Here is a 13,557-nt window from a genome sequence, read left to right on the forward strand (position 1 = left end):
GGGCCCTGTCAGCCCTCTCCAACTCTATGAATTTTCGCGGGTAATCCCGCAGAAGGAACCAAGATGAACCAGGAAGTCCTGAACATCTTCAATCCGGTCCAGGCCGCTCCGACCTTCGACCAGATCCGTATCTCGCTGGCCTCGCCGGAAAAGATCCGCTCGTGGTCGTTCGGCGAGATCAAGAAGCCGGAAACCATCAACTACCGCACGTTCAAGCCCGAGCGTGACGGCCTGTTCTGCGCCCGTATCTTTGGCCCGACCAAGGACTACGAATGCCTGTGCGGCAAGTACAAGCGCATGAAGTACAAGGGCATCATCTGCGAAAAGTGCGGTGTTGAAGTCACCCTGGCCCGCGTCCGTCGCGAGCGCATGGGTCACATCGAACTGGCCTCGCCGGTCGCCCACATCTGGTTCCTGAAGTCGCTGCCGTCGCGTATCGCCATGATGCTCGACATGCCGCTGAAGGACATCGAGCGCGTCCTGTACTTCGAATACTACATCGTCACCGAGCCGGGCCTGACCCCGCTGAAGCAGCACCAGCTGCTGTCGGAAGACGACTACATGCGCGCCCAGGAAGAGTACGGCGACGACAGCTTCACCGCCGAGATCGGCGCCGAGGCCGTCCAGAACCTGCTGAAGGCCATCGACCTCGAGAAAGAGGCCGAGCGTCTGCGCGAGGAACTGGCCGGCACCGTGTCGGACATGAAGCAGAAGAAGTATTCGAAGCGCCTGAAGATCCTGGAAGCCTTCCAGGAGTCGGGCAACCGTCCCGAGTGGATGGTGCTGACGGTCGTCCCGGTCATCCCGCCGGAACTGCGTCCGCTGGTGCCGCTGGACGGCGGCCGCTTCGCGACCTCGGACCTGAACGACCTGTATCGCCGGGTCATCAACCGTAACAACCGCCTCAAGCGCCTGATCGAGCTGCGCGCGCCCGACATCATCATCCGCAACGAAAAGCGGATGCTGCAGGAGTCGGTCGACGCCCTGTTCGACAACGGCCGTCGCGGTCGCGTCATCACGGGCGCCAACAAGCGTCCGCTGAAGTCGCTGGCCGACATGCTGAAGGGCAAGCAGGGTCGCTTCCGTCAGAACCTGCTGGGCAAGCGCGTCGACTATTCGGGCCGTTCGGTCATCGTGGTCGGTCCCGAGCTGAAGCTGCACGAGTGCGGCCTGCCCAAGAAGATGGCTCTGGAGCTGTTCAAACCGTTCATCTACGCGCGCCTGGACGCCAAGGGCCTGTCGGGCACCGTCAAGCAGTCCAAGCGCATGGTCGAGCGCGAGCAGCCGCAGGTGTGGGACATCCTCGAAGAGGTGATCCGCGAGCACCCGGTCATGCTGAACCGCGCCCCGACGCTTCACCGTCTGGGCATCCAGGCGTTCGAGCCGAAGCTGATCGAGGGCAAGGCGATCCAGCTGCACCCGCTGGTCTGCGCCGCGTTCAACGCCGACTTCGACGGCGACCAGATGGCCGTGCACGTCCCGCTGAGCCTGGAAGCTCAGCTGGAAGCGCGCGTCCTGATGATGTCGACCAACAACATCCTGTCGCCCGCCAACGGTCGCCCGATCATCGTGCCGTCGCAGGACATCGTCCTGGGCCTGTACTACCTGTCGGTCGCCCGCGAAGGTGAGCCGGGCGAAGGCAAGATCTTCGCCGACCTGGGTGAAATCGAAGCCGCCATGGACGCGGGCGTCATCTCGTTGCACGCCAAGATCAAGGCGCGCCACACCGAGATGACTCCGGAAGGCGTTCTGCTGCGCAAGGTGATCGACACCACGCCGGGCCGCATGAAGATCGCCGCCCTGCTGCCGCACCACCCGCAGATTGGCCACCGCCTGATCGAAAAGGCGCTGACCAAGAAGGAAATCGGCAATCTGATCGACATCGTCTACCGCCACTGCGGTCAGAAGGCGACGGTCATCTTCGCCGACAAGGTCATGGGTCTGGGCTTCAAGGAAGCCGCCAAGGCCGGCATTTCCTTCGGCAAGGACGACATCATCATCCCGAAGCGGAAGGAGGCGATTGTCGCCGAAACCCGCTCGCTGGCCGAAGAGTACGAGCAACAGTACGCCGACGGCCTGATCACCAAGGGCGAGAAGTACAACAAGGTCGTTGACGCCTGGGCCAAGGCTACCGATCGCGTCGCCGACGAGATGATGGCCGAGCTTCAGATGAAGCATAAGGACGAGAACGGCCGCGAGAAGGAAATCAACGCCATCTACATGATGGCCCACTCCGGCGCCCGTGGTTCGCAAGCCCAGATGAAGCAGCTGGGCGGCATGCGCGGCCTGATGGCCAAGCCCTCCGGCGAAATCATCGAGACCCCGATCGTCTCGAACTTCAAGGAAGGCCTGACCGTTCAGGAGTACTTCAACTCGACCCACGGCGCTCGTAAGGGCCTGGCGGACACCGCGCTGAAGACCGCCAACTCGGGCTACCTGACCCGTCGTCTGGTCGACGTCGCGCAGGACTGCATCATCGTCGAGGAAGACTGCGGCACCACGCGGGGCATCACCCTGCGCGCCGTCGTCGAAGGCGGCGACGTGCTGGTCTCGCTGGGCACCCGCGTCCTGGGCCGCTTCACGGCCGAGGACGTCAAGGATCCGGGCACCGGCGAGCTGGTCGTTCCGGCCGACACCTATATCGACGAGAACATCGCCGACGCCATCGAGGCCGCCGTTGTTCAGTCGGTGAAGGTCCGTTCGGTCCTGACCTGCGAAGCCAAGGTCGGCGTCTGCGGCGCCTGCTATGGTCGCGACCTGGCCCGCGGCACTCCGGTGAACATCGGCGAAGCGGTCGGCGTCATCGCCGCCCAGTCGATCGGTGAGCCCGGCACGCAGCTGACCATGCGTACGTTCCACATCGGCGGCACCGCCCAGGTGGCCGAGCAGTCGTTCTTCGAAGCCTCCAACGAGGGTACGGTCCGCGTGATCGGCCCGACCGTTGTCGGCGCCGACGGCGCGCTGGTCATCATGAGCCGCAACACCTCGGTCAGCGTGCTGGTCGACGGCAAGGAGCGCGAAACCTACAAGCCGCCGTACGGCGCCCGCCTGCGGGTCAAGGACGGCGACACGGTCAAGCGCGGCCAGCGCCTCGGCGATTGGGACCCCTACACCACCCCGATCATCACCGAAGTGGCCGGCAAGATCCGCGCCGAAGACCTGGTGGATGGCCTGTCCATCCGCGAGGAAGTCGACGAAGCGACCGGCATCGCCCAGCGCGTCATCGCCGACTGGCGTACGTCGGCCCGTGGTTCGGACCTGCGTCCGGCCATGGGCGTGCTGTCGGAAGACGGCTCGTACAAGCGCCTGTCGAACGGCGGCGAGGCTCGCTACCTCCTGTCGGCCGGCGCCATTCTCTCCGTCGCCGATGGCGACGAAGTGAAGCCGGGTGAAGTCATCGCGCGTATCCCGACCGAAGGCGCCAAGACCCGGGACATCACCGGTGGTCTGCCGCGCGTCGCCGAACTCTTCGAAGCCCGTCGTCCCAAGGACTGCGCGGTCATCGCGGAAATGGACGGCCGTGTCGAATTCGGCAAGGATTACAAGAACAAGCGCCGGATCAAGATCACGCCGGACGTCGACGCCGATGGCAACCAGGCCGAGGCGGTCGAGTTCCTGATCCCGAAGGGCAAGCACATCGCCGTCCACGACGGGGACTTCATCTCCAAGGGCGAGTACATCATCGACGGCAACCCGGATCCGCACGACATCCTGCGTATCCTGGGCGTCGAGGCCCTGGCGAACTTCCTCGTCGACGAGATCCAGGAGGTCTATCGACTGCAGGGCGTGCCGATCAACGACAAGCACATCGAGACGATCGTTCGTCAGATGCTGCAGAAGGTCGAGATCCTCGAGCCCGGCGACACCGGCCTGATCAAGGGTGACCACCTTGATAAGCCGGAGTTCGACAAGGAACAGGACAAGGCCGTTGCTCGCGGCGGTCGTCCGGCCGTGACCCAGCCGGTGCTGCTGGGCATCACCAAGGCCTCGCTGCAAACCAAGAGCTTCATCTCGGCCGCGTCGTTCCAAGAAACGACCCGCGTCCTGACCGAAGCCTCGGTGCACGGCAAGACCGACACCTTGGAAGGCCTGAAGGAAAACGTCATCGTGGGTCGTCTGATCCCCGCCGGTACGGGTTCCTACCTGCGCAGCCTGCAGCGCGTCGCCGCCAAGCGCGACGAGCAGCTGGCCCAGCAGCGCGAAGAAGCGATGGAGCCGCTGCCGGCCGAGATCGCTCTCTCGGACGCCGAATAGGCGTCCGAAACACTCGGAAACTCGGACGCCCATGGGCGTCCGGGGCCGGACAGCGAATAAGCCTCAGGCTTAAAGCGAATACGGAAAGGCCCGGGATCACTCCCGGGCCTTTTTTGCTTTTCGGTGGTGGGCTGCGGGGCTAGCGCGGCTCGCGCACGTAGATGGTCTTGGTCGAGCGGCCGCGCAGCAGCAGGCCCAGGATGATGCCGAGGCCGGCGGCGATGCCCACGGCCCGGGCCGGCTTCTCGTGCACCCAGGCTTCCAGGTCGCCATAGCGATGCTGGATCTCGTCGGAGGCCTGGGCGGCGATGTCCTTCACGCGGGCCCGGGTCTCGCCCAGGGCCTCGGTCGCGACGTCCCGCAGGCTGTCATAGGCTTCGTGAGCGGCGCCGGTGACCGCCTTCAGCTTGGGTTCGACCTTGGCGCGCGCCCGGTCGGCGGTCTTGGAGGCGTCGGAGGTCAGGCTATCGACATAGTCGGTCATGATCGGGCTCGAGGCAGGAGGAGGGCGCGATGCGCCGCTGGGACGCTTGCACAACCCGCCCCTTCGAGGACCGTTCCGCGCTGGGGCTAAGCGGGGCCTATTGCGGCCCTGCTCAAATCCGGCAACCCTGCCGCGCGGCCCGGGTTGTCGCCAAGAACGACAGGGTCGGGGCCCATACGCATGACCGTTTCCGCCACGGCGACCGACGCCATTGCGCCCGGCAAGAGCCATTACGTCATCCTGGACGGGCTTCGGGGCGTGGCCGCCTTGATGGTGGTGGTCTTCCACCTGTTCGAGGCCTGGGCCGGCGGCGGTCCTGCGCGGCAGATCATCAACCACGGCTACCTGGCGGTGGACTTCTTCTTCCTGCTGTCGGGCTTCGTGATCGCCTACGCCTATGACGAGCGCTGGGCGGCGGGCCCAAACCAGACGGGCATGGGCCAGTGGGACTTCTACAAGCGCCGCCTGGTGCGCCTGCAGCCGATGATCATTGTCGGCGGCCTGATCGGCGCGGTCCTGCTGGGCTTCCAGCACGGGTCGCTGTTCCCCAAGCTAGACACCGTCACGACCTGGCAGGTGCTGGGCGTGTTGCTGCTGGGCTTCGTGATGATCCCGCTGACGCCGTCGGCCGAGATCCGCGGCTGGGGCGAGATCTATCCGCTGAACGGCCCGCAGTGGTCGCTGTTCTACGAATATATCGGCAACATTCTGTATGCCGTGGGCCTGCGGAAGCTGTCGAACCGCTGGCTGGGCGTGCTGGTCTTCCTATCGGCCCTGGCGCTGATCCACCTGCTGGTTTTCGGTCCGCGTGGTGACGTGATCGGCGGCTGGGCGCTGGACGCCAGCGGCGTGCGCATCGGCCTGACGCGGGTGATGTTCCCGTTCTTCGCCGGCATCCTCTTGATGCGCCTGGGCAGGCGGATCCGGATCAAGAACGCCTTCGCCGTCAGCAGCCTGCTGCTGGTGGTGGCGATGTCGCTGCCACGTTTCGGCGTGGGCGACCAGCGCTGGATCAACGGCCTGTACGAGGCGGCCTGCGTGATCGTGCTGTTCCCGCTGATCGTGGCCATCGGCGCGGGCGACAAGCGCGTTGCCAAAGAAGATTGGGACGGTCCGTCGGTGCGTGTGGCCCGTTTCTTCGGCGACCTGTCGTATCCGCTCTACATCACCCACTATCCGCTGATCTACATTTACACCGGTTGGGTCGTGGACAAGAAGCCGCCGGTCGCCGAGGGCGCGCTGGTCGGGGCGGTTCTGTTGATCGCCGCCGTCACGATCGCCTGGGCCTGCCTCAAGCTCTACGATGAGCCAGCCCGGCGCTGGCTGGCGGTCAGGTTCCTGCCCCGTCCTGCGGCCTATCGTCGCGAAGCGTGACTATGTCGCGTTCCTAACACTGTTATTAATCAGCGCTTTAACTATACGGCGCATGCCGGAGTTTGATCTGCCTCAAATTCCGGTCCCCAAGCCCTCATGCGCGCCAGCATTTCCACCAAGGTCAGCCTGACCATCGCCTCGGCCTTCCTGGTCCTGACCGTCGCGGTCCTGGGGATCGTGGCCAAGAGCTCCCTGGATTTCGCGCGCCAGCAGGCGACGCAGGCTCAGGAGGCCAGCATGCGGGTGGCCTGGGACGTGGTCGGCGAGCGGGGCAAGAGCTTCAAGCGCCAGGGCGACCAGCTGATGGTCGGCGACCACGTGCTCAACGGCGACTTCGACGGCGTCGATCGCGTGAAGGCCCTGGTCGGCGGCACCGCCACCGTCTTCATGGGCGACAAGCGGGTCACCACCAACGTCACCAAGGAAGATGGCTCGCGCGCCGTCGGCACCAGCCTGGCCAAGGGGCCTGTCCATGACGCGGTGCTGGGCAAGGGCGAGCCCTATCGCGGCGAGGCCAAGATCCTGGGCCGGCCGTTCTTCGTGGCCTACGACCCGATCAAGGACGCCTCGGGCCAAGTGATCGGCGTGCTTTATGTGGGCGTGCCGCAGGCTGATTACTTCCAGCCGGTCTATCGCCAGCTGACCCTGCTGGCGCTGGCCTGCGTGCTGCTGGGCGCGGCCGGGGCGGGGGCCTCGGTGCTGATGACCCGTCGCCAGCTGTCGCCGCTGTCGAGCCTGCGCGACGCCATGGGCCGTCTGATGGGCGGAGACCTGTCGGTCACCCTGCCGTTCGCCGGCCGTCAGGACGACATCGGCCTGATGGCCGACGCCGTGCACCGCTTCCGCGACGAAGCCCTGGAGAAGAACCGCATCGCCGCCGACGCCGCCGCGCACCGCGAGGCCTCGGAAGCCGAGCGTGACGCCGCCGGCGCCGACAGCGCACGCCGCGCCGCCGACCAGGCCCAGGTGGTCAAGCGCCTGGCCGAGGGCCTGGACCGTCTGTCGGCCGGCGACCTGACCGTGCGCCTGGCCGAGCCGTTCGCCCACGACTACGAAGGCCTGCGCGCCGATTTCAACCAGGCCGTCGAGCGCTTGGAAGGGGCGATGGCCGCCGTGATCTCGGCGGTGTCGGGCCTGAACAGCGGGGCCAGCGGCATCGCCTCGGCCGCCGACGACCTGTCGCGCCGCAGCGAGGCGCAGGCCGCCAGCCTGGAAGAGACCGCCGCCGCTCTCGACGAAATCACCGCCACCGTCCGCCGCACGGCCGACGGCGCCAAGGAAGCCCACAGCGCCGTCAGCGCCGCCCAGGTCGAAGCTGGCCGCTCGCGCGACGTCGTGGCCTCGGCCGTCGAGGCCATCGGCGGCATCGAGGCCTCTTCCCGCCAGGTCGCCCAGATCATCGGCGTTATCGACGAGATCGCTTTCCAGACCAATCTGCTGGCCCTGAACGCCGGCGTCGAAGCCGCTCGCGCTGGTGAAGCCGGCCGCGGCTTCGCCGTGGTGGCGCAAGAGGTGCGGGCCCTGGCCCAGCGCTCGGCCGACGCGGCCAAGGAGATCAAGGTCCATATCGGCGACTCCGAGCGCCAGGTGGCCTCGGGCGTGTCGCTGGTCGGCGCGGCCGGCGAGACCCTGCAGCGCATCGCCGGCCAGGTGGGCGCGATCAGCAGCGTGATCACCGAGATCGCCGCCTCGGCCCAGGAGCAAGCTTCGGGTCTCAGCCAGGTCAACACCGCCGTCAATCAGATGGACCAGGGGACCCAGCACACCACGGCCATGGCCAGCCGCTCGGCGGCGTCCAGCCAGTCGCTGCTGGACGAGGTTCGCGGCCTGGCCGAGCTGGTCCAGCGCTTCCGCGTCGGCGCCACGGCCTCGGCGATCCGGCGCGCGGCCTAAGGCAAGGGTTCGTTAACCACGTTTGGCCAGGGTCGCCGCGTAAGCTTCGGGGATCGTCCATGCGCGCCGTCTTCATCAAGGGTCCGTCGCGGTATGACGCGACCCGGCGGTTCACCGACGAACTGGCCGCCGCCTTCGCCCACAAGGGGCACGAGGCGGTCGTCGTCGACATCGTGGGCCCGGACGACATTGGCGCGGCGCTGCGCGCGGCGGCGCAAGCCCCGACCAACCTTGTCCACACCTACGGCATATTAGGCGACGCCCAGGCGCTGCTGGGACAGTCGCTGGGCGAGATCTTCGCCGCGCCGCACGTGCTGCAGCATGTCGACTATCCGCTGAGCCACCTGAACCAGCTGGAGGTTACGCCGCGCGAGACGGTGATCCTCACGGTCGACCCGTCCCATGTCGAGGCGATCCACGGGACCTTTGGCCCGGACCACTTCGCCCACGTCGCCTTCTGCCCGCACGCGGCGGTGGGCCAGCGGGTCGAGGCCGATCCGGACGTCGACGCTTTCGTCGATCAACGTCCCATCCCGATCCTGTTCGCCGGCTCGTTCCATGGCGTCGGGCCCGCGCCCTGGGTCGAGGAGGGGAGGGGCATCCGTCAGATCTTCGATCGTGCGTTGGACCTGGCCCTGGGCACGGAATTCCTCCCGGCCCTGGAGGCGCTTGACCAGGCCCTGCGGAGCTACGGCGAGGATCCCGCCCACCCGCGCTACGAACGCATGCGCCGCTACGCCACCTGGGTGCACGAACAGGCGCGCGAGCTGCGTCGCCAGGCTCTGCTGGAACTGGCCGGCCAGGCCGGCCTGCCGGTGTTCTGCGTCGGGGCCGGCTATGAAGGCTGGATCGAGCGGCACAAGAGCTTCCGTCTTGGACCGCCGATGACTCTGGCCGACACGGTCGCCCTGATGCGCCGGGCTCGGGTGGTGCTGAACGCCAACGCCAATTTCGGCCGGGGGTCGCACGAGCGTCCCCTCAGCGCCATGCTGGCCGGCGCCGCCGTTGTCACCGACGGGGCCTGGTGGAGCCAACAGTTCGAGCCGGGGCGCGAGGTCCTGTCCTATCGCTGGACCAGGCTGGAGTCGGATCTGGCCGGCTTGGCCACGCTCGTCGACAACCCCGAGGTCGCTCACGCCATCGGCCAGGCCGGCCAGGCCCGCGCCGTCGCCGCGCACCGTTTCGAACACCGCGTCGACGCCGTCATCGCCGCCGCCCTGGCTCCCGTCCTGACCCCCCTCCTGACCTAAGGCTGGCCGGCCTTCTTCCGCAGTTCCAGGAACCGCCGGGCCCGGTCGGCGGAATCGTTCTCGCGGCGCTTCTGGTCGACGACCGACTTGCGCGTCCGGCCCAGGCCGTCCTGCTCGGCGCCCAGGACGAAGGGGATCTCCTTCATCGTGCCGGGCTGGTCCTTGCTGCGATGGTCGACACCCGGGGCCATGGGCGCGTCGAGATAGCGGCGATAGGCCTCCTGCGCCGCGCCCTGGGCCTCCAGCTCGCGGCGCCTGGCGGCGCTCATGCCGGATAGCGGGTCGCCCTTGGGCTTGGCCGCGCCGAAGCGCTCGTCGCACTTCTCGCGCTCGCGGCGATTGAGGCCGACGGCGTCGGCGCTGACGCAGCCGGTGCTGGTTCGCAAGGCCGTGCGCAGGTCGCCGGCCCCCTCGCCCGGCAGAGGCGCGGGGCGGATGGCCGTGCCCGGCCGCGAGATGCCGGCCGCCGGGACGGTCAACGTCGGGACTCCCGCCGGCGCCGGCCGCGTGGGCTGGCGCGCCTGGAACGGCGGAACGGGGGAGGGCCCCGAGGCTTGTGCGATCGCCGGGCGAGGTCGCGGCCGCTCTTCACGCTCGGGCCGGATCAGGTCGATCGTCACGGTCGACAGGTCGTCGGCGATCAGCTCTTCCAAAAGCGGGCGTGCCGGCACGGCCAGCCAGGCCAGCAGAACCCCGTGCAGCAACAGCGAGCCGGCGAGAATCGTCGCCCGCCTTCTGTCGTGCGCATTGATCCTCAAGCTGACGCTCACCTGTCCTCTTGGCGCTTGCTTTCGCCCACCCCACATGGAGAAGGTCGGCCGGCAAACAAGGCGCTCCATTTGAGCGTGAGCCTGCGCATCCAGCGGTGGCGAAAACTTGACCGGAAATCCAGCCTTAAGCCGGCGTTAACCGACGCGGGAACAGGCGGTTGACGTTGGGCGGCTTCGCGAGTACATACCGCGCTCTTTTTCGAGGCGTGCGTTCGCGTGCGTTCCGATGAGCTTCCTCTCCTCGTGAGCGGAGAACCCGCCGGTGTGCTTCCCGCGCCCCGGCGAGTTTCGTGTTTATCGGGTCTCCAAGCGGAGCCTTGAACCAAGAACAACAAAGACAAGGACCTGAAGCGCCCCGGCCGAAAGGCACACGCTTCCATCAGAGCAGAGACTTAATGCCTACCATTAACCAGCTCATCCGTAAGCCGCGCTCCCCGAAGCCGGTCCGGAACAAGGTGCCGGCCCTGAAGGGCTGCCCCCAACGTCGCGGCGTTTGCACGCGCGTCTACACCACGACCCCGAAGAAGCCGAACTCGGCTCTGCGTAAGGTCGCCAAGGTCCGTCTGACCACCGGCATCGAAGCCGTGTGCTACATTCCGGGCGAAGGCCACAATCTGCAGGAGCACTCGGTGGTGCTCATCCGCGGCGGCCGCGTCAAGGATTTGCCCGGCGTCCGTTATCACATCCTGCGCGGCGTCCTCGACACCCAAGGTGTCAAGGATCGTAAGCAGCGTCGTTCGCTCTACGGCGCCAAGCGTCCGAAGTAAGGAATAGAAGAAGATGTCCCGCCGCCGTCGCGCCGAGAAACGCCAAGTCCTGCCGGATCCCAAGTTTGGGGATCTGATTGTCACGAAGTTCATGAACTACGTGATGTACGAGGGCAAAAAAGCCGTCGCCGAAAACATCATCTATGGTGCTTTCGACATCCTGGAAAACAAGCGCAAGGACCAAGGTCCGCTTGAAACCTTCCACTCCGCTCTGGACAACGTCGCCCCGGCGATCGAAGTCCGGTCGCGCCGCGTCGGCGGCGCCACCTACCAAGTGCCGGTTGAAGTCCGTCCGGACCGTCGCCGCGCCCTGGCCATTCGTTGGCTGGTGACCGCCGCTCGCAAGCGTGGCGAAAACACCATGACCGAAAAGCTGGCCGGTGAGCTGCTCGACGCTTCGAACAACCGCGGCACCGCCGTGAAGAAGCGCGAAGACACCCACAAGATGGCTGAAGCCAACCGGGCGTTCTCGCACTACCGCTGGTAAGCTTTTCGCTATCAGCACTCTTTCAGGCGCGGGCGGTTTGCGATAAACCGCCCGCGCCGCACGTTTAAATGTCCCTGCCTCACCGCAGCGCTACGCAGAGCTCCATCATGGCCCGCCAGCATAACATCGAAGATTACCGTAACTTCGGCATCATGGCGCACATCGACGCCGGTAAGACCACGACGACCGAGCGGATCCTGTATTACACGGGTAAGTCGCACAAGATCGGCGAAGTCCACGACGGCGCCGCCACGATGGACTGGATGGAGCAGGAGCAGGAACGCGGCATCACGATCACGTCGGCCGCGACGACCGCTTTCTGGAACGGCAAGCGCCTGAACATCATCGACACCCCCGGGCACGTCGACTTCACGATTGAAGTCGAGCGCAGCCTGCGCGTGCTCGACGGCGCCGTGACGGTGCTGGACGGCAACGCCGGCGTCGAGCCGCAGACGGAAACCGTCTGGCGTCAGGCCGACAAGTACAAGGTTCCGCGCATCGTCTTCGTCAACAAGATGGACAAGATCGGCGCCGACTTCGACAAGTCGGTGGAATCGATCCGTGACCGTCTGGGCGCCAAGGCCGTGCCGATCCAATTCCCGATCGGTTCGGAAACGAACCTGAAGGGCCTCGTGGACCTGGTCCGCATGAAGGCCGTGGTCTGGGACAACGACGCCCTGGGCGCGAACTTCCGCGACGAGGAAATTCCCGCCGACCTGATGGACAAGGCGATCGAAGCCCGCGCCTATCTGGTCGAGAACGCCGTCGAACTCGACGACGAAGCGATGGAAGCCTATCTGGGCGGCGAAGAGCCGTCGGAAGCCACCATCAAGAAGTGCCTGCGCAAGGCCGTTCTGACCGGCGCCTTCTATCCGATCCTCTGCGGCTCGGCCTTCAAGAACAAGGGCGTGCAAACGCTCCTGGACGCCGTCGTCGACTACCTGCCGTCGCCGCTGGACATCCCGCCGACCAAGGGCATCGACTTCAAGACCGAAGAAGAAGTCGTGCGTCACGCCTCGGACGAAGAGCCGCTGTCGGTTCTGGCGTTCAAGATCATGGACGACCCCTTCGTCGGTTCGCTGACCTTCTGCCGCATCTATTCGGGCAAGCTGGAAACCGGCATGTCGCTGCTGAACGCCACGCGCGACAAGCGCGAGCGCGTCGGCCGCATGCTGCTCATGCACTCGAACAACCGCGAAGACATCAAGGAAGCCTATGCCGGCGACATCGTCGCCCTGGCTGGTCTGAAGGAAACCCGCACGGGTGACACCCTGTGCGATCCGCTGAAGTCGCCGGTCATCCTCGAGCGCATGGAATTCCCGGCCCCGGTCATCGAGATCGCCGTCGAGCCCAAGTCGAAGGCCGACCAGGAAAAGCTGGGCGTCGCCCTGCAGAAGCTGGCCGCCGAAGATCCGTCCTTCACCGTCTCGACCGACTTCGAGTCGGGCCAGACGATCCTGAAGGGCATGGGCGAGCTGCACCTGGACATCAAGATCGACATCCTGAAGCGGACCTACAAGGTCGAAGCCAACATCGGCGCGCCGCAGGTCGCCTATCGTGAGTCGCTGGGCCGCAAGGTCGACATCGACTACACGCACAAGAAGCAGACCGGTGGTACGGGCCAGTTCGCCCGCGTCATGATCACCTTCGAGCCGGGCGAGCCGGGTTCGGGCTTCGTGTTCGAAAACGCGATCGTCGGCGGCGCGGTGCCGAAGGAATACATCCCGGGCGTCCAGAAGGGCCTGGAATCGGTCAAGGACAACGGCCTGCTGGCCGGCTTCCCGCTGATCGACTTCAAGGCGACCCTGACGGACGGCAAGTTCCACGACGTCGACTCGTCGGTCCTGGCCTTCGAAATCGCCTCGCGCGCCGCCTTCAAGGAACTGCGCGAGAAGGGCAATCCGAAGCTGCTCGAGCCGATCATGAAGGTCGAGGTCGTGACGCCGGAAGAATACCTGGGCTCGGTCATCGGCGATCTGAACAGCCGCCGTGGCATGATCCAAGGTCAAGACATGCGCGGCAACGCCACGGTGGTGAATGCCTACGTGCCGCTGGCCAACATGTTCGGCTACGTGAACACCCTGCGGGGCATGTCGCAAGGCCGCGCCCAGTTCAGCATGGTCTACGACCACTACGACCCGGTGCCGCAACACGTCGCCGACGAAGTGATCAAGAAGTACGCCTAAGCCTTTCCTCGCGGAAAAGCCTAGACGAAGGATTGGGAAGGGGCTCTATGGGCCCCTTCCGACCAACCCCAGACGTCCAACCTGTTTTGATA

Annotated in this window: 9 protein-coding genes and 1 pseudogene; 7 read left to right on the plus strand and 3 right to left on the minus strand. The window is 66.0% G+C overall.

The window, feature by feature from the left end:
* Nucleotides 1-63: 63 nt before the first annotated feature.
* Nucleotides 64-4,254, plus strand: coding sequence for a DNA-directed RNA polymerase subunit beta' (rpoC, locus tag ACW173_RS11505; protein WP_492085478.1), 4,191 nt, complete (start codon nt 64-66; stop codon nt 4,252-4,254).
* 139 nt (nt 4,255-4,393) lie between these two features.
* Here rpoC and ACW173_RS11510 read toward each other — a convergent pair whose 3' ends face one another.
* The gene (locus tag ACW173_RS11510; protein WP_492085480.1) at nt 4,394-4,738 is read right to left on the minus strand and encodes a glycine zipper domain-containing protein; all 345 of its coding nucleotides are present in this window, start codon (nt 4,736-4,738) and stop codon (nt 4,394-4,396) included.
* Nucleotides 4,739-4,918: 180 nt separating this feature from the next.
* On the opposite strand from ACW173_RS11510, the gene ACW173_RS11515 reads away from it, so the two are divergent.
* The 3 genes from ACW173_RS11515 to ACW173_RS11525 all read left to right on the plus strand — a co-directional run bounded on the left by ACW173_RS11515 (nt 4,919) and on the right by ACW173_RS11525 (nt 9,255).
* A complete protein-coding gene (locus tag ACW173_RS11515; RefSeq protein ID WP_492085482.1) occupies nt 4,919-6,112 on the plus strand; it encodes an acyltransferase family protein in 1,194 nt (397 codons plus the stop codon).
* 96 nt (nt 6,113-6,208) lie between these two features.
* Nucleotides 6,209-8,005, plus strand: coding sequence for a methyl-accepting chemotaxis protein (locus ACW173_RS11520; protein WP_492085484.1), 1,797 nt, complete (start codon nt 6,209-6,211; stop codon nt 8,003-8,005).
* A gap of 59 nt (nt 8,006-8,064) precedes the next feature.
* The gene (locus ACW173_RS11525; protein ID WP_492085486.1) at nt 8,065-9,255 is read left to right on the plus strand and encodes a glycosyltransferase family protein; all 1,191 of its coding nucleotides are present in this window, start codon (nt 8,065-8,067) and stop codon (nt 9,253-9,255) included.
* On the opposite strand, the gene ACW173_RS11530 is transcribed toward ACW173_RS11525, so the two are convergent.
* Together ACW173_RS11530 and ACW173_RS11535 are read right to left on the minus strand one after the other, a co-directional pair.
* Nucleotides 9,252-10,025, minus strand: coding sequence for a hypothetical protein (locus tag ACW173_RS11530; RefSeq protein WP_492085488.1), 774 nt, complete (start codon nt 10,023-10,025; stop codon nt 9,252-9,254). The genes ACW173_RS11525 and ACW173_RS11530 overlap by 4 nt on opposite strands.
* Before the next feature lie 124 nt (nt 10,026-10,149).
* Nucleotides 10,150-10,397 (minus strand): annotated as a pseudogene (locus ACW173_RS11535) (hypothetical protein).
* A gap of 23 nt (nt 10,398-10,420) precedes the next feature.
* On the opposite strand from ACW173_RS11535, the gene rpsL reads away from it, so the two are divergent.
* From rpsL to fusA, 3 genes are all read left to right on the plus strand, one after another.
* On the plus strand, nt 10,421-10,792 hold the full coding sequence (gene rpsL, locus ACW173_RS11540; protein WP_004624021.1) for a 30S ribosomal protein S12: 372 nt from the start codon (nt 10,421-10,423) through the stop codon (nt 10,790-10,792).
* A gap of 13 nt (nt 10,793-10,805) precedes the next feature.
* A complete protein-coding gene (gene rpsG / locus ACW173_RS11545; protein WP_007661568.1) occupies nt 10,806-11,279 on the plus strand; it encodes a 30S ribosomal protein S7 in 474 nt (157 codons plus the stop codon).
* Between the two features lie 107 nt (nt 11,280-11,386).
* Entirely contained in the window at nt 11,387-13,465 is a 2,079-nt protein-coding gene (gene fusA / locus ACW173_RS11550; protein WP_492085490.1) for an elongation factor G, read from the plus strand.
* Nucleotides 13,466-13,557 lie beyond the last annotated feature (92 nt).

This window comes from Caulobacter sp. ALps2, from assembly GCF_058681635.1.

What these genes read in the sequence shown, in the direction of transcription:
- rpoC (WP_492085478.1), top strand. Translation starts at nt 64, where the DNA reads ATGAACCAGGAAGTCCTGAACATCTTCAATCCGGTCCAGGCCGCTCCG.
- ACW173_RS11510 (WP_492085480.1), bottom strand. Translation starts at nt 4,738, where the DNA reads ATGACCGACTATGTCGATAGCCTGACCTCCGACGCCTCCAAGACCGCC.
- ACW173_RS11515 (WP_492085482.1), top strand. Translation starts at nt 4,919, where the DNA reads ATGACCGTTTCCGCCACGGCGACCGACGCCATTGCGCCCGGCAAGAGC.
- ACW173_RS11520 (WP_492085484.1), top strand. Translation starts at nt 6,209, where the DNA reads ATGCGCGCCAGCATTTCCACCAAGGTCAGCCTGACCATCGCCTCGGCC.
- ACW173_RS11525 (WP_492085486.1), top strand. Translation starts at nt 8,065, where the DNA reads ATGCGCGCCGTCTTCATCAAGGGTCCGTCGCGGTATGACGCGACCCGG.
- rpsL (WP_004624021.1), top strand. Translation starts at nt 10,421, where the DNA reads ATGCCTACCATTAACCAGCTCATCCGTAAGCCGCGCTCCCCGAAGCCG.
- rpsG (WP_007661568.1), top strand. Translation starts at nt 10,806, where the DNA reads ATGTCCCGCCGCCGTCGCGCCGAGAAACGCCAAGTCCTGCCGGATCCC.
- fusA (WP_492085490.1), top strand. Translation starts at nt 11,387, where the DNA reads ATGGCCCGCCAGCATAACATCGAAGATTACCGTAACTTCGGCATCATG.